Raw genomic sequence first — 22950 nt, forward strand, 5'->3', positions numbered from 1 at the left:
GGCCGCCAACTCAATCCCGACCATGCTGTACCAGATCATCAACCACTTCCTGCTCCACATGCAGGTCATCCGCATCCTGACTGGGCATCGGCAGAATCAGGTTCAGAATGATGGCTACGATACCGCACAGGCTCACACCCTGCAGACTCAGCGCACCATCGCCAATCGCCATGCCGCCGATACCGAACACCAGTACTGTTGCCACGATGACGAGGTTACGCTGCTGTGCCATATCGACCTTCGCCTTGATCATCGTATTCATGCCGACCGCAGCAATCGAGCCGAACAGCAGAATCAGAATCCCGCCCATGACGGGCGCCGGAATCGTCTGCAGCAGTATGCCGAACTTCGCGACAAAGGCCAGGAAGATGGCAAAACCCGCCGCCCAGACCATCACCACAGGATTAAACGAGCGCGTCAGCATCACCGCACCGGTCACTTCTGAATAGGTCGTATTGGGTGGGCCACCGAACATGGCCGCCATGGATGTCGCGATACCATCACCAAACAGCGTGCGATGCAGGCCCGGTTTTTTCACATAGTCCTTGCCGGTGACATTACTGATCGCCAGCACATCACCGACATGCTCAATCGCCGGCGCTATCGCCACCGGTATCATGAATAGAATCGCCTGCCAGTGAAACTCAGGCATGACGAAGGCCGGGACAGCCAACAAAGGCGCATCATGCACTATCTGAAAATCAACCATTCCCATGAAAAATGCCACGGCATAACCGGCCAGCGCGCCACACATGATCGGCAGCAAACGAAACAGTCCACGCGCAAATACCGCCACCAGCAGCGTAGTAACCAAAGCGACCATCGAGACGATCATTGCATCCTGATAGGGAAACAACTCGATCGCACCATCACCGGTTTTGCCCATCGCCATATGCACGGCAATCGGCGCCAGCCCAAGTCCAATCACCATGATCACCGGGCCTGTGACAACCGGCGGTAGAATGCGATGAATAAAGCCGGGGCCACGCAGTTTCACTGCGATACCCAGCATCATGTAGACAACACCGGCACACAAAAGAGCCCCCATCGTAGCCGGTACGCCCCAGGTCTGAACCGAGAAGATGATCGGCGCGATAAACACGAAAGAGGATGCCAGAAAGATCGGCATGGTCAGCCCGGTGACGAAGTGGAACATCAGCGTACCGACACCGGCCGTAAAGAGCGCCACACTCGGATCAAGCCCGGTCAACAGTGGCATCAGCACCAGTGCACCAAAGGCAACAAACAGCATTTGCGAGCCTGCCAGCGCCGTGCGCCAGTTCATCGGCCCGGAAGAGATAGTCCGACCACTCATGGATTTATCCTTTTATTGTAGTTATTAAATACAGCATTTATGGCTTTTATTTTGTTCCGAAAATTTTGTCGCCGGCATCACCCAGTCCCGGGATGATGTAACCCTGCTCATTCAGATGAGAGTCTATCGATGCGGTAAAGATATCCACATCAGGATGTGCAGCCTGAACCTTGGCGATCCCCTCCGGCGCCGCCACCAGCACCAGCGCACGGATACTGCTGCAGCCCGCTTTTTTCAGCATATCGATCGCCGCAATCATCGAGCCACCGGTTGCCAGCATCGGATCAACTATCAGCGCCATACGTGAATCGATATCACTGGCCAGCTTCTCGAAATAGGGAACTGGCTCCAGCGTTTCTTCATCACGATACACCCCGATTACCGAAATTTTGGCGCTCGGTACCAGCTCCAGCACACCATCAAGCATTCCCAGCCCGGCACGCAGAATCGGCACCACCGTGATCTTCTTGCCCTTGATCTGCTGCGCCTTGATCGGGCCGCACCAGCCCTCCACCTCATAGTCTTCAAGTTCGAAATCCTTGGTCGCCTCGTAGGTCAGCAGGCATCCCACTTCCGCAGCAAGCTGGCGAAAACCGCGGGTACTCTTGTGGACAGAACGCATCAATCCCAGCTTGTGTTGAACCAGTGGGTGGCGGATCTCATGAACACTCATCAAAAACTCTCCGGTGACTTTCAGGGCTTTTTTACCTAACCTGATACTATAGTCGTGAAACGAAAATTTCTGAAGAAAACTGAGCCACAAAACTCTGTATATTTGCCCTTTCAAGCAAAGATGGTTATCGTTTGCTCCTTTTTTACACAAGACCTCGCATGAGGTCGGATCAGAGACAGGTTTAATGAGCCAGACAGAATTTGATGTGATGCAGCAAGTGTATGATGAGGCGGATCTACTGCACAGCCAGGCAGAAGTTGATGCCGCCATGGATCGCATGGCCAGTGATATCACTGCCGCACTGGGCCAACTCAACCCTGTTCTGTTTGCGGTCATGAATGGTGGGCTGGTGATTGGCGGACAACTGCTGACCCGCCTGCACTTTCCGCTGCAGGTCAGCTATCTGCATGCCACCCGCTACCGCAATACCACCTCCGGCTGCAGCCTGGAGTGGAAGGTCCCGCCAATGGTTGAGTTCAAGGGCCGTCCGGTACTGATCCTGGATGACATCCTGGATGAAGGCCACACCCTGGCTGAGATTGTCGAGTATTGTGAGCGCGAAGGTGCCGCCAGCGTTCAGACAGCCGTGCTGGTCAACAAGTTGCATGACCGCAAGGCGCGCCCCGGCATGAAAGCCGACTACACAGGCATGGATATTGAAGACCGATATGTGTTCGGATTCGGCATGGATTACAAGGGATACTGGCGCAACGCACCGGGTATTTTTGCCGTCAAAGGGCTCTGATGCAGAGCCCTGTATACTTCTGACTCAGCCCTGGAGTTCATGATACAGCGCCACAAACTCCTGAGTCAGCTTATGATTCGGCGCCAGCCAGATCAATGGCACGGCAGCCGTATGCGACTCCTTCATCTTGACTGACGAAGAGATCCGTGACTTCAATACCGGCAACTCTTCAGCCTCCAGTTCATTGACAATACGCAACGGCAGAGATGCACGTGGCTGAAACTGATTTACCACTATCCCCTCCACTTCAAGCCGATCATTGTGGTCTGCGCGTGTTTCGTGAACATTATTCAGCAGACTGTAGAGTGCCTGGCGTGCAAAATCGTCACAGTCAAACGGTATCAGACAGCGATCTGCCCCAGCCAGAGCAGACAGCGAGAAGAAATTGAACGCTGGTGGCGTATCGATATAAATGGCATCAAACTGCTGTCTGAGTTCAGTCAGCGCATCACGCAGCTTGTAGATTTTGTGCTTGCTTTCAAGTTTGGACTGCAGATCGCCAAGATCAGGGTTGGACGGTATCAGAAACAGATTCTCGAAGGGGGTCGCATGAACGAAGCTGTCTGCAGCTGCAGGCTTGAGCTGAAACGTCAGCGCCTGCTCAAAAAAGCCACGCACATCACTATCAGGCGTATTGGATTCGTCTCCGAGCAGATAGTGTGTCGAGTTGCACTGAGGATCAAGATCCACCACCAGGGTTCGCTGCCCCTGCTGGGCACTGATGGCTGCGAGATTGACGGCGATGCTCGATTTCCCGACACCCCCTTTCTGATTGAACACCACGCGAATCATAACAGGTCTCCATTGTCCGGCACGACTGACTGAACGTCTTTGCACGCGGCAGAATATGCGGCATTATGCTGCATTGCACTATGGGTAGCACTATGGCGAATTTACCTGCGTCGGTCAACGTCTGCAAAACATGACCAAGACAAGGCCAACCCCAGCGCTCTACAGTAAAAATGCGTTAACTTCGCCAAACTGGCAGCTAAACACACAAAATTTCTTTCATCAAATAGACAGTTAGTCTAATTTCAGGCAAACTTGCTAGACTTTCAAACATGGCTCTGAAACCACTGACAATGGCTAGAATTCTGCTTCTGAATGGTCCCAATCTCAATCTCCTCGGCACGCGCGAGCCTGCCGTCTATGGTGCTACCACCCTGCACGAGATAGAGCAGGACCTGATACAGCAGGCCCATCAGACGGGTCATGAGCTGGTATGTTTTCAGAGTAACGCGGAGCATGAACTGATACAGCGCATCCATCAGTGCGGCGCAGATAACATCAGTTTCGTGATCATCAATCCCGCCGCCTTCACCCATACCAGCGTCGCGATCCGGGATGCCCTTGCAGGTGTTGCAGTGCCGTTTATTGAAGTACATCTCTCCAACGTTCATGCACGTGAGCCTTTTCGTCATCATTCCTACCTGTCTGATATTGCCGTAGGTGTAATTTTCGGACTGGGAGCACAGGGATACGATCTGGCACTGCAGGCGGCGATTCATCGCCTGCCATCCGGCATGAGCGCTGACTAACACCTTTCAAGAACATTAGACACAGAGAAGCTGACAGCATGGATATTCGCAAAGTAAAGAAACTGATCGAACTGCTTGAAGAGTCCAACATCAACGAAATAGAGATCAAGGAAGGCGAGGAATCAGTTCGAATCAGTCGTGGTGCACAGAGCACAGCGCCCGTCTATCACGCGCAGACCTACGCGGCACCTCAGCCAATGGCAGCGCCGGCCCCTGCTGCGGCTCCGGCACCCGCTTCAGCAGAGCCAGCAGAAACCAAACAGAATGGACATGTGGTTCGCTCACCGATGGTAGGCACCTTCTACAGCGCACCATCGCCAAGCTCTCCTGCATTCACGGCAGTGGGCAAATCGGTCAAGATAGGGGATGTGATCTGCATCATCGAAGCGATGAAGATGATGAACCAGATCGAGGCAGACAAAGCCGGCGTGGTTGAAGCCATTCTGGCTGAAGATGGTCAGCCGGTGGAGTTCGATCAGCCACTGTTCACCATCGTCTGACTCCCTACTCACTGAAGAAAGCAAGGATCTTTTCAACATGCTGGATAAAGTTCTGATTGCGAATCGCGGTGAGATAGCACTGCGTATTCTGAGGGCATGTAAAGAGTTGGGCATCAAAACCGTTGCCGTGCACTCTGTCGCCGACCGTGATCTGATGCATGTACGCCTCTCGGACGAAGCGGTCTGTATCGGACCTGCCCCCTCCTCCAAAAGCTACCTCAACATTCCTGCGTTGATCAGCGCGGCAGAGGTCACTGACTCAGTGGGTATTCATCCCGGATATGGATTCCTCGCTGAAAGCGCCACTTTTGCAGAGCAGGTCGAGCGTTCCGGCTTTACCTTTATCGGCCCGAGTGCAGATGTCATACGCCTGATGGGCGACAAGGTATCAGCCATAGCCGCAATGAAGAAAGCGGGTGTACCGACAGTTCCCGGCTCGGACGGCCCACTGCCGGAAGATACCGGCGAGCTCTTCGCCATTGCCAACCGCATCGGCTATCCGGTGATCATCAAGGCAGCTGCCGGTGGTGGTGGCCGCGGCATGCGCGTAGTGCACTCTGAGGCGCACCTGTTGAATGCGATTCAGGTGACCCGCTCGGAAGCCGGCGCGGCCTTCGGCGACGATACGCTCTATATGGAAAAGTTCCTGGAGCGCCCTCGTCATGTCGAGATTCAGGTGCTGGCAGATGGCCAGGGCAATGCGATCCACCTCTATGACCGCGACTGCTCCATGCAGCGCCGCCATCAGAAAGTGGTTGAAGAAGCCCCAGCGCCAATGATCGATGAAGAAGCTCGGCAGAAAGTGTTCAAGTCCTGCGTCGATGCCTGTATCCATATCGGCTACCGTGGTGCCGGCACCTTCGAATTCCTCTATGAAGACGGCAACTTCTACTTCATCGAGATGAACACCCGTGTTCAGGTGGAGCACCCGGTCACTGAAGCGATCACTGGCGTGGATATCGTCAAGGAGCAGTTGCGCATCGCATCAGGTATGCCCTTGTCTTACAAGCAGGAAGACATCAAGGTTCGCGGCCATGCATTCGAATGCCGAATCAATGCCGAAGACCCGAAAACCTTCATGCCCTGCCCCGGCAAGGTCACACACTTCCATGCCCCTGGTGGCAATGGCGTACGTGTAGACTCCCATCTGTATGATGGCTACACCGTGCCACCTCACTATGATTCACTGATCGCCAAACTGATCACTCATGGTGAAGACAGGGCCACAGCCCTGGCGCGCATGAAAAATGCATTGGAAGAGGTACTGATTGACGGCATTCGTACCAATATTCCATTGCATGCAGAGATAGTGCGTGACAGTAACTTCCGTAATGGTGGCGTGAATATCCACTATCTGGAGAAAAAACTCGGACTCTGAAGCCACTCTTCAGGCTACTGAGCAATCTGTCAAAGCCAGGCATTCATACTGGATGCAGCGTGACCTTGACAGCCCGAAACCGTTTCCAGTCAGAGAAAGTCCGATTTTTCGGGCTTTTTTTGTTTTCAGATCAGAGACTTTGGGCAATACTTGTATTGATCCCATGAAAGGAGGCTGGAATGCCCTGGTTACAAATCAAAGTGACGACAGACCCCGAGCAGGCCGAACGCTATGAAGATATGCTGCTGGCGGCTGGCTGTGCCGTCGTGACTTTTCAGGACGGCGAAGATGAGCCTATCTTTGAGCCCGATCTGGGTACGACCCCCTTGTGGAGTCAGACAGTGGTGACAGGACTGTTTGCGGCCGAGCATGACCTGACCGAAACCCTGGAGTTGCTGCATCAGGCACAGGATCTGGCTTTTCCCAATGACAGCCATAAGCCGGTGTTCAAGACAGAAATTCTGGAAGACAAAGACTGGGAGCGCGAATGGATGGAGAATTACCATCCGATGCAGTTTGGCAAACGCCTGTGGGTTTGCCCGAGCTGGCGCGAAGCTCCGCACCCCGAAGCTGTCAATCTGATGCTGGACCCCGGGCTTGCCTTTGGTACAGGCACTCACCCAACCACAGCGCTATGCCTTGAGTGGCTGGACAGCCAGCCCCTGGATGACTGTCTGGTGATTGATTATGGCTGCGGTTCAGGCATTCTCGGCATTGCATCCCTGTTACTGGGTGCCCGCAAGGTGATGGCGGTCGATATCGACCCCCAGGCACTGCTCGCCACACGAGATAATCTGCTGCGTAATCAGCTCGAGGATGATCGCCTGAATACCTATCTGCCGGGCGAGATCCCCGCCATCGAAGCCGATGTACTGGTCGCCAACATTCTGGCTGGACCTTTGGTGCAACTGGCACCAACCCTGAGCAGTCTGGTCAAACCAGGCGGACGCCTGTTGCTGTCAGGACTGCTGCCGCCACAGGCAGAAGAGATCACTCTGGCCTATCACGGCTGTTTTGAGATGGCCCCACCGGTTGAACACGACGGCTGGATACGTCTGACTGGAATCAGGCGCTGATCCGATGCAAAACTCAGTCATCACCCAGTGTCCCAACTGCGAAGAGCGCTTCAAGGTTACCCCAGGGCAACTGAAGCTTGCTCATGGCAAGGTACGCTGCGGTGAATGCCTGACGGTATTTGATGCACTGGCTTGTGCAGAGGATAAACCGGAGGTGGCGCCCAGCTATCCGGAAATAGACCGTCGCAAGCCGCAAGCGCCCCCTCAGCAACCACTGGATCTGAAGCCTACTGCACCACCCGAACCCTTTATCAGCATCGACCAACAAGTCACACCTCCGGCTGTTACGGCTCCAGTCCCTGCCACCCCTGGCAGCATGACAGGTACAAAACCCTCAACTGAGCAGAGGCAGGACCCGACCTTTCAACCGCAACAGATGCAGCCAGTGGCACCCGCTCCAACTCAGGCAACAGCATCCCAGCCTGCAGCACAGTCGACACCTATCCACATGCCGACGCCGACACCTGTTGCAGCACCAGCTCAGAAGCCTGCACCTGTCGCAGCACCGACTCCTGCTCAAACGCCGATGCAGGAGTCACCAGCAGCTTTCAGCAGTGGCCTGATGGCAGAGCGGGATGACAGGCCGCAAAGAAGCTCGGCCAAATCAACAACCAGTAGATATCACCCGCCAATGCTGGATATCAAACCCGAACCGGTTGTGATGCACATGACAGAAAATGAGTCAGACAACCCCTACAATGTCACCGGATGGCTGCTCGGCACTCTCGTCGCTATCGGCCTTCTGCTGTTTCAGGTGTTCTGGTTCGAACGTCAGACACTGGCTGCCTATCCCGAGCTGCGCCCGATCTACTATCTGCTGTGTGATCATCTGGATTGCAGCCTGCACGGCCCCAAGGCGATCGATCAGATCGCAACACGACAACTGATCATCCGCCCCAATCCGTATTTCACCGGTGCGCTCAGCGTATCCGTTGTGCTGGAAAATCAGACCGCCTTCAATCAACACTTCCCGATACTTCGCCTGATGTTCAATGACACTCAGGGGCGCCATGTCGCCGGTCGAGATTTCAAACCTGAAGAGTATCTCGATACACAGCGCGTCGACCCGCGTTACATGAGCCCTGGCCAGCCCTTTGAGCTGACGCTGGAGCTGCTGTCGCCCGCCACAGGCACCCTCGGATATCAGCTTGATCTGCTCCCATACCACTAAGTTTTCGCCTTGGCAATAGATCATTTTTTCATCAAATACGTCTTGGAGCCCCGGGTTTTAAAGGGTATCATTGGCCCCCTTCCGTAAGTAAACCCAGTTCCGCTGCTCAGGCAACGGTAAATATTTGACTCTTTCTAAGGTGCAGTATGTTTCGGGTCGGTCCCCACAACATTGAAAGCCAGGTGATTCTGGCACCGATGGCAGGTGTTACCGACAGGCCCTTCAGGCAGCTATGCCGCAGGATGGGTGCTGGACTTGCTGTATCCGAGATGGTCACCTCCGATACCAATCTCTGGAACACTCGAAAATCCAGCCTTCGACTGGACCATATGGGCGAGACGGGCATCAGATCGGTACAGATCGCGGGAGCAGACCCTGAGATGATGGCTCATGCCGCGCAGATGAATGTTGAGCGCGGCGCACAGATCATCGACATCAACATGGGCTGCCCGGCCAAAAAGGTATGCAACAAGGCGGCAGGTTCAGCTCTGTTGCGTGATACCGAACTGGTCACGCAGATTCTGGAAGCGGTGGTTCAGGCGGTGGATGTCCCTGTAACGCTGAAGATTCGCACCGGCTGGTCTCCTGATCAGCGCAATGGCGTCAAGATCGCGCAGATTGCTCAAGCGGTGGGTATCCAGGCACTGGCTGTGCATGGACGTACGCGCGCCGACAAGTATCAAGGTGCAGCAGAGTATGAAACCCTGGCCAGAATCAGAGATGCCATCACTATCCCACTGTTTGCAAACGGTGACATCGACTCCCCACAGAAAGCTCGTCAGGTGCTGGACTACTGTGGTGCCGATGCGGTCATGATCGGTCGAGCTGCGCAGGGCCGACCCTGGATGATCCGTGAGATAGATCATTACCTGCGTTCAGGCGAGTTATTACCCGCCCCGGAAATGAGTGAAATACAACAGATACTGAACGATCACATGCAGGAGCTGCACACCTTTTACGGTGAGTTCATGGGCGTACGCATTTCACGCAAACATATCGGTTGGTATCTACAGCAGCATCGGAATGGGTCAGACCTACGGAAGCATTTCAACACTTTGGAAACAGCAGATGAGCAGATTGCAGCCCTTGCCGACATCTTCACTTCGACGCAGCCTGCAGCTGCCTGAGAGTCAGGATCAGCTAATGAACACCATGGACACCAAAAACGTGAAGCAAATCAACACCGCTCAGCCAGCGAAACTGGCGCAGAAAACTCTGCGCGATTATGTTCAGCACTCCATGACCAGCTACTTCAAGCAGCTGGATGGGCAGCCGGTTACGGATGTCTATCAGATGGTTCTGGCCGAAATTGAAGCCCCCCTGTTTGAAAGCGTCATGGCGTACACCAAGGACAATCAGACCAAGGCATCAGAGATGCTCGGTCTGAACCGCGGCACCCTGCGCAAGAAACTGAAACAGTACGGACTGCTGTAAGCCAATCAAACTCTGAACGCCGGAAACCGTAATACTATGTCTGAGCAGAAAGTAACCCCGATTCGCCGTGCGCTGATCAGCGTATCCGACAAAACCGGTATCGTCGAATTTGCCCGATCTCTGACCGAGCTGGGAGTCGAGATACTCTCGACCGGTGGCACCTTCAAACTGCTGTGTGATAACAAGATTCCAGCCATTGAAGTATCTGACCACACCGGATTTCCGGAGATGATGGATGGCCGGGTCAAGACCCTGCATCCGAAAATCCATGGCGGCATTCTCGGTCGTCGTGGTCAGGACGATGCCGTCATGACCGAGCATGGCATCGCGCCAATCGACATGGTGGTAGTGAATCTCTATCCCTTCGCGCAGACCATCGCACGCGCTGACTGCGACCTGCCGATGGCGATCGAGAACATCGATATCGGTGGTCCGACCATGGTTCGCTCTGCCGCGAAGAACCACAAGGACGTTGCCATTATTGTCAATGCCTCTGACTACGACCGCGTCCTGAAAGAACTCGCCGAGCAGCAGGGGCTGAGCCACTCCACTCGCTTTGATCTTGCCGTGCGTGCATTTGAGCATACGGCAGCCTACGACGGCATGATCGCCAACTATCTTGGTGCGGTAGTCGAAGGTGATGAGGAGGTGGCAGCGGATTTTCCACGCACCTTCAACACCCAGTTCATCAAGGTGCAGGAGATGCGTTACGGTGAAAACCCGCATCAGCGTGCTGCCTTCTATCGTGAAGAGAATCCGGCAGAACCCTCTGTGTCTACGGCTCGCCAGGTACAGGGCAAAGCGTTGTCATACAACAATGTGGCCGATACCGATGCTGCGCTGGAGTGTGTCAAGCCTTTCCGCGATCCTGCCTGCGTTATCGTCAAGCATGCCAACCCCTGCGGCGTGGCGATCGGCAGCGATATTCTGGAAGCCTACAATCGTGCTTTCCAGACCGACCCAACCTCTGCCTTCGGCGGTATCATCGCTTTCAACCGCACACTCGACGGCAAAACCGCTCAGGCGATTGTCGATCGTCAGTTTGTTGAAGTGATCATCGCACCTGAAGTGACTCAGGAAGCCTCCGATATCATTGCCAGCAAACCCAATGTGCGCCTGCTCGAATGCGGCATGTGGGATGCACAGCGTGCTCATGCCTTCGATTACAAACGTGTCAATGGTGGCCTGCTGATTCAGGATCGTGATCTGGGTATGATCGACGCTTCGCAGTTGCGTATCGTCTCTCAGCGCCAGCCCACTGAAGATGAGATCCGCGACCTGCTGTTCTGCTGGGAAGTGGCCAAGTTCGTCAAGTCCAATGCGATCGTTTATGCCCGTGATGGCCAGACCATCGGTATCGGTGCCGGCCAGATGAGCCGCGTCTATTCCGCTCGTATTGCGGCGATCAAAGCCGCTGACGAAGGGCTTGAAGTGAAGGGTTCCGTGATGGCATCTGATGCTTTCTTCCCCTTCCGTGACGGTATCGACTCAGCTGCCGAAACAGGTATTACTGCGGTAATTCAGCCAGGTGGCTCAATGCGCGATCAGGAAGTGATTGATGCAGCCAATGAGCATGGCATGGCCATGGTCTTCACCGGTATGCGCCATTTCCGCCACTGACAGACAGGAACTGCTGATGAACATTCTGATTATAGGGTCCGGTGGACGTGAACATGCGCTGGCCTGGTCCTGTGCACGTGATGCAGCCGTTGAGAAGGTTTTCGTTGCCCCCGGCAATGCGGCAACTGCCCTTGAAAACAAGCTGCAGAACATCGCCATCGACAGTATGGATATCGACGGCTTGATCGACTTTGCCAGACGCGAAGCGATTGATCTGACGATCGTTGGCCCCGAAGCGCCACTGGTGGCGGGTGTGGTGAATCGTTTTCAGGATGCAGGTCTGCGCATATTCGGTCCTACCGAAGGTGCCGCTCAGCTCGAAGGCTCCAAGGCGTTCACCAAGGACTTTCTGGCGCGCCATCAGATCCCGACGGCTGAGTATCAGAACTTTACCGACCTGGAAGCGGCTCTTGCCTATGTGCGCGAGAAAGGCGCGCCGATCGTGATCAAGGCCGATGGTCTGGCTGCGGGCAAGGGCGTGATCGTCGCCATGACTCTGCAGGAAGCAGAAGCTGCCGTTCGCGATATGCTGGCTGGAAACGCCTTTGGCGATGCCGGGCACCGCGTGGTGATCGAGGAGTTTCTTGAAGGCGAGGAAGCCTCCTACATTGTCATGGTTGATGGCGAGCATGTGCTGCCAATGGCCACCAGCCAGGATCACAAGCGTGTCGGTAAGGGCGATACCGGCCCCAACACCGGCGGTATGGGTGCATACTCACCCGCACCGGTCGTGACACCCGAGATCGAGCAGCGTGTGCTGGACGAAGTGATCATGCCAACTGTTCGCGGCATGGCCGCCGAAGGCAACAGTTATACGGGCTTTCTGTATGCCGGGCTGATGATCACCAGCGACGGCACACCCAAAGTGATCGAGTACAACTGCCGTTTCGGTGACCCCGAAACCCAACCGATCATGATGCGCCTGCGCTCCAGTCTGGTAGAAATGTGCAACGCCGCACTCGACAAGCGCCTGGATCAGGTGACTGCTGACTGGGACCCGCGCCGTGCGCTGGGTGTTGTGATGGCTGCCGGTGGTTATCCCGACAGCTATGCCAAGGGGGACGCGATCAGCTTCCCGGACAGCTACCCTGCCAACACCAAGGTGTTCCAGGCCGGTACCCAGCTCAAGGATGGTCAGGTAGTTACCGCAGGCGGTCGTGTGCTGTGCGTAACAGCTCTGGGGGATACTGTCACCGAAGCTCAGCGCAAGGCCTATGAGGTCGTTAATCAGATCAGCTGGAAGGGTGCCTTCTTCCGCGATGATATCGGCTATCGTGCGATTGCCAGAGAGCAGAACTAAGCACTCGCTGCCCTGTTATCTGACACAAGCACTCGCGCCGATCCCTGATGGGGTCGGCGCGACTTTTGTTAAAAAATCATCACGAAGCACATATTTTGTGCGATGCAGCATATCATCCCTGTAAACTATTCAACACGCCTGCTTTCAGTCCACTCAGCTCCGTGCTGCAGCTGCTAAAAAGTCAATTCCCGCCTCAAATAGCTCTCTGGTTTGCCTGAACTTTCGTCCCTTTTGTGCTATCACAAAAGAGGAGTAGATATTCACAAGAGCGTCACTCCAGACAGATCAATACAGGATCTGTGACAACAAAACACAACAGAATCTGAATACCCGTTTTCCAACAGCAAGAATCATGCGGAGGATCCCGACATGTTGCAACAGATGGAAAACGCAGGGCTCAGCGATCTGCACCTAGGGCTGGATCCTGCCAGTGGCATGCGCGCCATCATTGCCATCCATTCAACCACACTAGGCCCCGCCATAGGCGGATGCCGTTTCATCCATTACGATCAGGAAGAGGATGCCATCACCGATGCTCTTCGCCTGGCAAGAGGAATGACCTATAAAGCCGCACTGGCAGGACTGCCTCACGGCGGCGGTAAGGCCGTACTGATAAAACCCAAAGTTGATTTCAATCGAACAGAAATGATGTCCGCATTCGGACGTTTCATTCATACCCTCAAGGGTCGTTACATCACCGCCATGGACAGTGGCACAGAAGTGTCCGACATGGACATCATTGCCAGCGAAACGCCCTATGCCAGCTGTACCAGCGCCAGCGGAGACCCCTCTCCTCACACCGCACTGGGCGTATTTGAAGGCATCCAGGCCGCCGTGCGTTTCACCCTCGGCAGAGATGATCTCAGAGGTATCCATGTTGCACTGCAGGGGTTGGGGCATGTCGGGTTCGAGCTGGCTGCCAGATTGCATGCAGCCGGCGCCAGACTCACCGTCACAGATATCGATATCAGCAAGGTGGACAGCTGTGTGCGATCCTTCGGTGCCGATGCGGTCAATGCTGATGAGATCTATGGCGTCAACTGCGATCTCTTCTGCCCCTGCGGCCTGGGGGCAGTGCTCAACCCTGAAACCATCTCCCGGTTGAAGTGCAAAATGGTGGCCGGCAGCGCCAACAATCAACTCAGCAAAGGCAGCGATGGCGACCTGCTGCATGGCCGCGACATACTCTATGCCCCTGACTATGTGATCAATGCCGGCGGGCTGATTCATGTTGCCCTGAACCATGCGCAAGCCGACAAAATGGCCATCCGCAACAAGGTATTGACCATTGGCCAGACGCTGAGTGACCTGTTTACGCGCGCCGCTGCGGCACAGATGCCGGTACACCGTATTGCCGACCAACAGGCCGAAGTGATATTGCAACAGGGCAACACACGACCATCTTTCAGCTGTGATACTGCCTGACACGGAGGAACGATCATGAGTGAACTTGTCTATCGGGGAGAGATTCAGCTGACCCGCTATCTGGCTGATGACGGAACACCTCTGGGCCCTCTGCCCGGCTGGGCGCAGGGACCCGATCCACTGACCGGTTATTACCGTCAGATGGTGCTGGCCCGTCAGTTCGACACCAAGGCTATTGCCCTGCAACGCACCGGACAGCTGGGTACCTACGCCTCACTGCTGGGCGCCGAGGCGATAGATGTCGTCACCGCCTGCCTGATGCAACCCAGCGATGTGCTGGTGCCCTACTACCGCAACCATATCATGCAGGTGATACGTGGCGCCGAGATGCACGAAGTGCTGCTTTACTGGGGCGGAGATGAACGCGGTAATGCCTGCCCCGGCATGAATCAGGATCTGCCTAACTGTGTCCCGATCGCCACGCAATGCCTGCATGCCAGTGGTGTTGCCAGTGCCATCAAGATACGGGATGAGAAGCGTGCCGTTCTCACCATGATCGGTGATGGTGGCACCTCCAAGGGCGACTTTATGGAAGCAATCAATGTCGCCGGTGCCTGGCAGCTACCGGTCGTATTCCTGGTCAATAACAATCAGTGGGCGATATCAGTACCGCGATCCAGACAGACCTGCGCTCAGACACTGGCACAGAAAGCACTGGGTGCCGGTATTCGCGGTGAACAGGTGGATGGTAATGATGCCATCGCGCTGCACGAAGTGATTTCACGCGCGCTTGAACAGGCACGTCAGGGTAAGGGACCAACACTGATTGAGGCGCTGAGCTATCGTCTGTCGGACCATACCACTGCTGATGATGCCACGCGCTATCGTGAGCAGAGCGAGCTCAAAGCGGCCTGGGAAAGAGAACCGGTACAGCGGCTGCGCAACTATCTGCATCAATGTGGTCACTGGGATGAAAGCCGCGAGCAGGCCCTGCTTGAGGAGACCAAAACAACAGTGCAGTCGGCGGTTGAACAGTACCTGGCCACTCCCTCCCAACCTGTGGATGATCTGTTCGATTATCTTTATGAGGAGTGCCCGCCGGGACTCGCAGAACAACGCGAGCAAGCTCGACAGAAAATGGCCGGAGGTGAGCATCATGAGTAATGCCATTACAATGATAGAAGCCGTCAACCTGGCACTGGCAAGAGCCATGACCGATGATCCGGATGTGATCCTGCTGGGTGAAGATATCGCCACCAACGGTGGTGTGTTTCGTGCCACTGTAGGCCTGCTGGAACAGTTCGGCGAACGCCGCGTCATCGATACACCACTGGCCGAAACCATGATTGGCGGTCTGGCGGTAGGGATGTCCACTCAGGGCCTGCGACCTGTGGCCGAGATCCAATTCATGGGCTTTATCTTTCCGGCGCTGGATCACCTGATCGCCCATGCCGCGCGCATGCGCAACCGCACACGTGGTCGCCTGCACTGCCCACTGGTATTGCGCGCACCCTTCGGCGGCGGCATACGTGCGCCGGAACATCACTCTGAAAGCACAGAAACCTTAATGGCTCATATTCCGGGGTTGCGTGTGGTGATCCCCTCCTCTCCCGCGCGTGCCTATGGCCTGCTGCTGGCGGCCATTCGCTGCAATGATCCTGTCGTATTCCTGGAGCCCAAACGCATCTACCGTGCCAGCAAAACCCTGGTTGAAGACAATGGCCAGGCCCTGCCTCTGGACACCTGTTTTACCCTGCGTGAAGGGGGTGATATCACCCTGATCTGTTGGGGGGCTGTGGTACAGGAAACGCTTGAAGCCGCCACCCGACTCGCCGACAAAGGGATCGGCTGTGAGGTGATAGATGTCGCAACCCTGAACCCAATCGATCACGATACGCTGCTGGCGTCGGTCAGTCGTACCGGGCGCTGCGTCATCATTCATGAAGCCCCGCGTCATGGTGGCATGGGGGCAGAGATCGCAGCCACCCTGGCGGAGAAAGCACTGTTATCGCTGCAGGCTCCGATCCGCCGCGTGACCGGTTACGACGCCGTCATGCCCTACTATCGAAATGAGCAGATCTACCTCCCCAGTGTCGAGGACATTATGAGCGCTGTTGAACAAACCATGGAGTTCGTCTGATGAAATATTTCAAGCTGCCCGATCTGGGCGAAGGCCTTCCAGAGGCAGAGATCATCGAGTGGCATGTCAAGGAAGGCGACGAAGTCAAAACCGATCAGATACTGGTGGTCGTTGAAACTGCCAAGGCGATCATTGAAGTACCCTCGCCCTGCGATGGCACGATTTCGCACCTTTTTGGTGCAGAGGGTGACACCATCCATACCGGTGAACCTCTGGTTGAGTTTGTCGACAGTGGTGACAGTGACAGCGGCACGGTGGTCGGCGAACTGAAGCGCTCCAGCACCCCTGATTCACAGGAGGAGCACTTCATCATAGGTTCGGCTCATGGTTCACAGCCAGCCCGCAGCAATGGCCAGATCCGCGCAACGCCAGCGGTACGGGCACTGGCTCAGCGGCTGGGAGTTTCTCTGAACACCCTGCGTGGGACCGGCAGCGGCAACAGCATCACCCCGGAGGATGTGGAACGGGCAGCAGAGCGGGATAAGACGCTCGGAGCCCCTGAGCTGCTCCGAGGAGTTCGCAAGCAGATGGCCAGAACCATGGCCCAGGCTCACGCCGAAGTGGTAGCAGTGACACTGTGTGAAGATGCCGATATCAACCACTGGCCGAAGGGTACTGATATCAACATGAGACTGGTACAGGCGATCGCCGCTGCCTGCAAGGCAGAGCCCGCCCTGAATGCCTGGTTCGATGGCCAGCAACTGGCCAGACGTATGAATGAAAAGATCGATCTGGGTGTAGCCGTCGATACGGAAGCAGGTCTGTTTGTGCCAGTGTTGCGTAACATAGGTGAACGCACACCGGAGGACCTGCGTGAAGGACTGGATCGACTGCGTGCTGATGTGCTTGCACGCTCCATACCCCCGCAGGAGATGCAGGGGGCGACCATTACACTGAGCAACTTTGGCACCATCTGCGGGCGCTATGCCAGTCCGATTGTTGTACCACCTCAGGTGGCCATTATCGGTGCCGGGGTGATCCGTCAGCAGGCGATGGTGGTACAGGAAGAGATCGTACCTCGCCGGATCATGCCTTTGTCGCTGACCTTCGATCACCGGGCTGCCACCGGAGGAGAAGCGGCACGATTCATGCAGGCTCTGATAAGAACTTTACAGGAGCATAATTAGAAAAATTAATTCAAATTCAGCAGCCAAGTGTCAGGAATTGTCTAAACTGAACCTGTGAGGTTGACGAACGTATTGACCATTTCGGCGTCCAACCTACAGGACGCAAAGCAACTTGACACGCGCCAATGGACTACACTGAAAGCAAGGGGACGTTCTAACTTAACTTCAACCATAACCACTTGATCTTTTTTACCCATTCACTGCGCGCACGAAGTACAGGAAGGTGAGCAATGAGTATATTTGAGCATTACAAAGCACGTTATACCGCTATTCAGCAGGAAGAGATGTCTCTTCATGAGTACCTGAATATGTGCAAGAACGAGCCTATTGCTTATGCCAATGCAGCAGAAAGGATGCTGTCCGCCATAGGTGAGCCCGAGGTGGTTGATACTGCCCGGGACCCAAGACTCAGCCGCATATTCTCGAACAAGGTGATCAAGCGCTATCCTGCTTTCTCCGAGTTCTACGGTATGGAAGATGCCATCGAAAACATGGTGTCCTACTACCGTCATGCGGCGCAGGGACTGGAGGAGAAAAAACAGATCCTCTACCTGCTGGGCCCCGTCGGCGGCGGTAAATCCTCACTCGCTGAACGCCTCAAGCACCTGATGGAGCGCATCCCCTTCTACGCCATCAAGGACTCACCAGTCTTCGAATCCCCACTCGGGCTGTTCAACCCCGAAGAGGATGCCGACATACTTGAAGAGGAGTACGGTATTCCTCGTCGCTACCTGCGCGGCATCATGTCGCCCTGGGCAGCCAAACGGATGCAGGAATTCGGCGGTGATATCAGCCAGTTCCGGGTAGTGAAGCTATACCCATCGATTCTGAACCAGATCGCAATAGCCAAGACAGAACCCGGTGATGAAAACAACCAGGATATCTCCAGTCTGGTCGGCAAGGTGGATATCCGTAAGTTGGAAGAGTATCCGCAGCATGATCCGGATGCCTATAGTTTCTCCGGTGCGCTGTGCCGTGCCAACCAGGGGATGATGGAGTTCGTGGAGATGTTCAAGGCGCCGATCAAGGTGCTGCACCCACTGCTGACCGCCACCCAGGAAGGCAACTACAACAGCACTGAGGGTATGGGGGCGATACCTTTTGACGGTATCATTCTGGCTCACTCGAACGAGTCCGAGTGGCAGACCTTCAAGAACAACAAAACCAACGAAGCCTTTATCGACCGTGTCTATATCGTCAAGGTTCCTTATTGCACACGTGTCACCGAAGAGATTCATATCTACGAAAAACTGCTGGAGAACAGCTCGCTCAAGGCGGCGCCCTGCGCTCCGGATACTCTGAGTATGCTGGCCCAGTTCACAGTGTTGTCACGTCTGAAAATGCCGGAAAACTCCAGCGTTTACTCGAAGATGCGTATCTACGATGGCGAGAACCTGAAGGACACCGATCCCAAGGCCAAGTCGCAGCAGGAGTACAAGGATTCAGCAGGTGTGAACGAAGGGATGGACGGTCTTTCAACCCGCTTTGCCTTCAAGATACTGTCCAAGGTATTCAACTTCGACGCTGTTGAGGTCGCCGCCAACCCGGTGCATCTGCTGTATGTGCTGGAGCGAGAGATCACCCAGCAGCAGTTCCCGCAGGAGACTCAGGAACGTTATCTGGGCTTTCTGAAAGAGTTCATCGCTCCTAAATATATCGAGTACCTTGGCAAGGAGATCCAGACCGCCTATCTCGAATCCTATTCAGAGTATGGCCAGAATATCTTCGATCGCTATGTCACCTATGCCGATTTCTGGATTCAGGACCAGGAGTATCGCGATCCCGAAACCGGCGACATACTCGATCGTCAGTCGATCAACGAAGAGCTGGAGAAAATCGAAAAACCGGCGGGTATCAGCAATCCGAAAGATTTCCGCCATGAGATTGTCAACTTCGTGCTGCGTGCCCGGGCCAACAATAACGGCAAGAATCCACCCTGGAACAGCTATGAGAAGATGAGATCTGTGATCGAGAAAAAAATGTTCGCCAATACCGAAGATCTGCTGCCGGTGATCTCCTTCAATGCGAAGGCCTCCTCAGAAGATCAGAAGAAACATGGCGAGTTTGTTAAACGCATGATCGAACGTGGCTACACAGAAAAACAGGTCAGATTACTCTCAGAGTGGTATATCCGGGTCCGCAAGTCTCAGTAGCTATCCTGTCAACCAACCTTAATCCAGGGTGAGCCCCTACCGGGCTCACCAGCAAGTGGAGCAGGCGTGAATGAGCTACATAATTGACAGACGACTGAACGCAAAAAAGAAAAGCACCGTGAATCGGCAGCGCTTTCTGCGCCGGTACAAGGAGCATATCAAGCGCGCCGTTGAGGACGCGATACATGACCGTTCCATCATCGATATGGAGCGGGGCAGCGAGGTGTCCATCCCCAGCCGGGATATATCAGAACCGGTGTTTCACCACGGCAACGGCGGTGTTCGCCAGCGCGTATTCCCGGGCAATAAAGAGTTTGTCGAAGGTGACGAGATACGTCGTCCATCAGGCGGTGGTGGAGGCGGCGGAAGTGGCCAGGGCCAGGCCAGTAATCAGGGCGAAGGGGAGGATGAGTTTACCTTCAATATCAGTCAGGAAGAGTTTCTGGACTTCATGTTTGAAGATCTCGAGCTGCCCTATCTGGTGCGCAAAAAACTGAAGGACGCCACCCAGTTTGAAACTCGCCGAGCAGGTTTCAGCAGCCATGGCTCACCGGAAAAACTGCATATCGTCCGCTCACTCAGGGCTGCCCATGCGCGCCGCATAGCACTCGCGGGCAAAGGTGAGAGCCGCAAAGAGATCCGCGCACTGCGTAAAGAGCTCTGGGTGCTTGAAGCCAAACCTATCTCGGATGAAACCCGGCTCAAAATGGCCGAACTGCGAGAACAGATTCAGAAGCTGGAGAAAAGTGCCAAACGCCTGCCATTCATCGACGACTTCGACCTGCGCTACAACAACCTGGTCAAGGTACCGGTGCCCTCCAGCAAGGCAGTAATGTTCTGTCTGATGGACGTGTCCGGCTCCATGACTCAGAGCGTCAAGGATATGGCCAAGCGTTTCTTTATTCTGCTGTATCTGTTTCTGCAACGAAACTACAAACAGATCGAGGTGGTGTTCGTGCGCCACCACACCCATGCCAAGGAGGTGGATGAACAGGAGTTTTTCTACTCCCGCGAAACCGGCGGAACCATCGTCTCCAGCGCGCTTAATCTGAGCGCCGATATCATCGATGCCCGCTACTCCCCTGCCGAATGGAATATCTATGTGGCGCAAGCCTCAGATGGTGATAACTGGGATGGCGACTCTGCCAACTGCCGCCAGTTGCTGAGCAAGCGCATTCTGCCGAAAACTCAGTACTATGCCTATGTCGAGATCACCAGCGGCCCGCAGCAAAACCTCTGGTATGAGTATGAACAGGTCAGGACTGAGTACCCCGATCAGTTTGCCATGCAGCAGATAAGGGAAGCGTCTGATATCTATCCGGTGTTCCGCAAGTTGTTTGAGAAGCGCACGGAGAATGTGGCATGAAGAAAAAGAAGCAGCCTATTTCGACCGGCTCTGAGTGGACCTTTGAGCTGATCGAAACCTACGACCGTGAAATTGCCCGTGTCGCCCGTGACTTCGGGCTGGATACCTATCCGAACCAGATCGAGGTGATCACCTCCGAACAGATGATGGATGCCTATGCGTCTATCGGTATGCCCTTGAACTACAACCACTGGTCCTTCGGCAAACAGTTTGTCGATACCGAACAGAACTATCGCCGCGGCCGTATGGGTCTGGCCTATGAGATAGTGATCAACTCAGATCCCTGCATCGCCTATCTGATGGAGGAGAACACCATGACCATGCAGGCGCTGGTGATTGCGCATGCCTGCTATGGTCATAACTCTTTCTTCAAGGGCAACTACCTGTTCAGGACCTGGACGGATGCATCGGCCATCATCGATTACCTGCTGTTTGCCCGCAACTATATCCGCCAGTGCGAGGAGCGCTACGGCGTTGACGAAGTGGAGGAGATTCTCGATTCCTGCCATGCGCTGATGAACTATGGCGTGAATCGCTATAAGCGTCCGCAACCTCTGACCGCTGCCGAGGAAAAGGAGCGCCAGCGCCAGCGCGAAGAGTATATCCAGCGCCACCTGAACCAGCTCTGGCAGACCATTCCTCGACGTGAAGAGAGTGGAGATATTGAAGCGCAGCGCTTTCCCAGCGAACCGGAGGAGAACATCCTCTATTTTATCGAAAAAAATGCCCCGCTGCTGGAGCCTTGGCAGCGTGAAGTGATCCGCATCGTGCGCAAACTGGCACAGTATTTTTATCCACAGAAACAGACTCAGGTGATGAACGAGGGCTGGGCCTGCTTCTGGCACTACACCCTGCTGCATCAGCTCTATGATGAAGGGCTGGTGACCGATGGCTTCATGATGGAGTTTCTGCATTCGCACAGTAGCGTAGTATATCAACCCCCCTTTGACAGCCCCTGGTTCAGCGGTATCAACCCCTACACCCTGGGCTACAACATGATGCAAGACATTCGCCGCATCTGTGAAAAACCCACCCCTGAGGATCGCGAATGGTTCCCCGATATCGCCGGCAGTGACTGGAAGGTAACCCTCGATCAGGCTATGCGCAACTACAAGGACGAGAGCTTTATTCTACAGTTTCTGTCACCCAGGCTGATTCGTGAGCTGAAGCTCTTCACCCTGGTCGATAATGCTGAGCACCCCAACCTGAAAGTGTCATCAATCCATAATGAGATGGGCTACAAACGCATTCGGGAAGATATGGCTGCCAACTACAATCTGGGCAATCGCGAACCCAACATTCAGGTCTATAACGTTAATGTCCGTGGGGATCGCTCTCTCACGTTGCGCCATTTCATGCACAACAGCCAGCCTCTGGGTGAGTCTACCGAAGAGGTGCTGAAGCATCTCCACCGCCTCTGGGGCTTCGATATTCATCTGGAATCGGTGCAACCCGACGGCACGGTCGCCAAACGCTATGAGTGCCCTAAATCAAATGCACTTGAGGTGATCTGAACAGTCTGACTATACTGGACTGAACTCGCAGGCTGTCTGCGCTTGCTCAGCACGTTTTCTCAGCAAGAGCCCAGCCTGCATTTTCATATGCCGTATTGTTGCTTACCCTCAGATGGAGAGTTCAGATGGATTGCCTGTTCTGCAAGATCGTTAATCAGGAAATACCCGCCAATATCCTGTATCAGGATGACAAAGTACTCGCCTTTATGGATATCAACCCACAGGCCCCCTTCCATGCCCTGATCATCCCGCGCCTGCATATCGCCACACTGAACGATGTCGAAGAATCACACAGCGAGTTGGTCGGTCATATGGTGAAAACTGCAGCACACCTGGCTAAGGAGCAGGGCTTTGCCGATGATGGCTATCGTACCGTCTTCAACTGTAACCCGCATGGGGGGCAGACGGTTTACCATATTCACCTGCACCTGCTCGGCGGCAAGCCGATGGGATGGCCGCCCTATCAGGAAACGCTGAAAACACCTGTTTGACCCTTCGGGTTGATAGAACTTGCTGCATTGCAACATATCAAGGT

21 protein-coding genes are annotated in these 22950 nt (G+C 54.8%); 18 read left to right on the forward strand and 3 right to left on the reverse strand.

Going from position 1 to position 22950, the window contains the following annotated elements:
* Nucleotides 1-10: 10 nt before the first annotated feature.
* Nucleotides 11-1315: a uracil-xanthine permease family protein gene (locus F7R27_RS08925; RefSeq protein ID WP_151703899.1), complete on the reverse strand. Its 1305-nt coding sequence runs from the start codon at nucleotides 1313-1315 to the stop codon at nucleotides 11-13.
* A gap of 46 nt (nucleotides 1316-1361) precedes the next feature.
* Nucleotides 1362-1988 carry a uracil phosphoribosyltransferase gene (gene upp, locus F7R27_RS08930; RefSeq protein WP_151703900.1) on the reverse strand — a complete coding sequence of 209 codons (627 nt, stop codon included), beginning with the start codon at nucleotides 1986-1988 and terminating at the stop codon, nucleotides 1362-1364.
* Nucleotides 1989-2172: 184 nt separating this feature from the next.
* Between upp and F7R27_RS08935 the strand changes: the two genes are divergently transcribed.
* A complete protein-coding gene (locus F7R27_RS08935) occupies nucleotides 2173-2733 on the forward strand; it encodes a hypoxanthine-guanine phosphoribosyltransferase (protein WP_151703901.1) in 561 nt (186 codons plus the stop codon).
* A gap of 24 nt (nucleotides 2734-2757) precedes the next feature.
* Here F7R27_RS08935 and F7R27_RS08940 read toward each other — a convergent pair whose 3' ends face one another.
* Nucleotides 2758-3525 (reverse strand): ParA family protein, encoded by a 768-nt coding sequence (locus F7R27_RS08940; protein ID WP_151703902.1) that lies wholly within the window; start codon nucleotides 3523-3525, stop codon nucleotides 2758-2760.
* 290 nt (nucleotides 3526-3815) lie between these two features.
* On the opposite strand from F7R27_RS08940, the gene aroQ reads away from it, so the two are divergent.
* From aroQ to F7R27_RS09025, 17 genes are all read left to right on the forward strand, one after another.
* Entirely contained in the window at nucleotides 3816-4271 is a 456-nt protein-coding gene (aroQ, locus tag F7R27_RS08945) for a type II 3-dehydroquinate dehydratase (protein ID WP_151703903.1), read from the forward strand.
* A gap of 38 nt (nucleotides 4272-4309) precedes the next feature.
* A complete protein-coding gene (gene accB, locus F7R27_RS08950; protein ID WP_151703904.1) occupies nucleotides 4310-4771 on the forward strand; it encodes an acetyl-CoA carboxylase biotin carboxyl carrier protein in 462 nt (153 codons plus the stop codon).
* Nucleotides 4772-4808: 37 nt separating this feature from the next.
* Nucleotides 4809-6149: an acetyl-CoA carboxylase biotin carboxylase subunit gene (gene accC, locus F7R27_RS08955; RefSeq protein ID WP_151703905.1), complete on the forward strand. Its 1341-nt coding sequence runs from the start codon at nucleotides 4809-4811 to the stop codon at nucleotides 6147-6149.
* A 179-nt stretch (nucleotides 6150-6328) separates the two neighbouring features.
* Nucleotides 6329-7225 carry a 50S ribosomal protein L11 methyltransferase gene (gene prmA, locus F7R27_RS08960; RefSeq protein WP_151703906.1) on the forward strand — a complete coding sequence of 299 codons (897 nt, stop codon included), beginning with the start codon at nucleotides 6329-6331 and terminating at the stop codon, nucleotides 7223-7225.
* A 4-nt stretch (nucleotides 7226-7229) separates the two neighbouring features.
* Nucleotides 7230-8396 carry a zinc-ribbon and DUF3426 domain-containing protein gene (locus tag F7R27_RS08965; RefSeq protein WP_151703907.1) on the forward strand — a complete coding sequence of 389 codons (1167 nt, stop codon included), beginning with the start codon at nucleotides 7230-7232 and terminating at the stop codon, nucleotides 8394-8396.
* A gap of 146 nt (nucleotides 8397-8542) precedes the next feature.
* Nucleotides 8543-9523 (forward strand): tRNA dihydrouridine synthase DusB, encoded by a 981-nt coding sequence (dusB, locus tag F7R27_RS08970; RefSeq protein ID WP_151703908.1) that lies wholly within the window; start codon nucleotides 8543-8545, stop codon nucleotides 9521-9523.
* A gap of 25 nt (nucleotides 9524-9548) precedes the next feature.
* Nucleotides 9549-9830, forward strand: coding sequence for a DNA-binding transcriptional regulator Fis (gene fis / locus F7R27_RS08975; RefSeq protein ID WP_151704145.1), 282 nt, complete (start codon nucleotides 9549-9551; stop codon nucleotides 9828-9830).
* Nucleotides 9831-9866: 36 nt separating this feature from the next.
* Nucleotides 9867-11450 carry a bifunctional phosphoribosylaminoimidazolecarboxamide formyltransferase/IMP cyclohydrolase gene (gene purH, locus F7R27_RS08980; RefSeq protein ID WP_151703909.1) on the forward strand — a complete coding sequence of 528 codons (1584 nt, stop codon included), beginning with the start codon at nucleotides 9867-9869 and terminating at the stop codon, nucleotides 11448-11450.
* A 16-nt stretch (nucleotides 11451-11466) separates the two neighbouring features.
* Complete coding sequence (purD, locus tag F7R27_RS08985; protein ID WP_151703910.1) at nucleotides 11467-12750, forward strand: phosphoribosylamine--glycine ligase; 1284 nt, start codon at nucleotides 11467-11469, stop codon at nucleotides 12748-12750.
* A gap of 369 nt (nucleotides 12751-13119) precedes the next feature.
* On the forward strand, nucleotides 13120-14175 hold the full coding sequence (locus F7R27_RS08990; protein ID WP_151703911.1) for a Leu/Phe/Val dehydrogenase: 1056 nt from the start codon (nucleotides 13120-13122) through the stop codon (nucleotides 14173-14175).
* 15 nt (nucleotides 14176-14190) lie between these two features.
* Nucleotides 14191-15279, forward strand: a complete 1089-nt coding sequence (gene pdhA / locus F7R27_RS08995; protein ID WP_151703912.1) for a pyruvate dehydrogenase (acetyl-transferring) E1 component subunit alpha — start codon at nucleotides 14191-14193, stop codon at nucleotides 15277-15279.
* Nucleotides 15272-16255, forward strand: a complete 984-nt coding sequence (locus F7R27_RS09000; RefSeq protein WP_151703913.1) for an alpha-ketoacid dehydrogenase subunit beta — start codon at nucleotides 15272-15274, stop codon at nucleotides 16253-16255. The genes pdhA and F7R27_RS09000 overlap by 8 nt, the downstream gene beginning before the upstream one ends.
* Nucleotides 16255-17382, forward strand: coding sequence for a dihydrolipoamide acetyltransferase family protein (locus F7R27_RS09005; RefSeq protein WP_151703914.1), 1128 nt, complete (start codon nucleotides 16255-16257; stop codon nucleotides 17380-17382). Before F7R27_RS09000 ends, F7R27_RS09005 begins: the two co-directional genes overlap by 1 nt.
* Nucleotides 17383-17612: 230 nt before the next feature.
* Entirely contained in the window at nucleotides 17613-19535 is a 1923-nt protein-coding gene (locus F7R27_RS09010; RefSeq protein ID WP_151703915.1) for a PrkA family serine protein kinase, read from the forward strand.
* Nucleotides 19536-19605: 70 nt separating this feature from the next.
* Nucleotides 19606-20901 (forward strand): YeaH/YhbH family protein, encoded by a 1296-nt coding sequence (locus F7R27_RS09015; protein WP_151703916.1) that lies wholly within the window; start codon nucleotides 19606-19608, stop codon nucleotides 20899-20901.
* Nucleotides 20898-22415 carry a SpoVR family protein gene (locus F7R27_RS09020; RefSeq protein ID WP_151703917.1) on the forward strand — a complete coding sequence of 506 codons (1518 nt, stop codon included), beginning with the start codon at nucleotides 20898-20900 and terminating at the stop codon, nucleotides 22413-22415. Before F7R27_RS09015 ends, F7R27_RS09020 begins: the two co-directional genes overlap by 4 nt.
* Nucleotides 22416-22540: 125 nt before the next feature.
* Nucleotides 22541-22906 carry a histidine triad nucleotide-binding protein gene (locus F7R27_RS09025; protein ID WP_151703918.1) on the forward strand — a complete coding sequence of 122 codons (366 nt, stop codon included), beginning with the start codon at nucleotides 22541-22543 and terminating at the stop codon, nucleotides 22904-22906.
* Nucleotides 22907-22950 lie beyond the last annotated feature (44 nt).

This window comes from Nitrincola alkalilacustris (assembly GCF_008973755.1).
Classification (GTDB): domain Bacteria; phylum Pseudomonadota; class Gammaproteobacteria; order Pseudomonadales; family Balneatricaceae; genus Nitrincola; species Nitrincola alkalilacustris.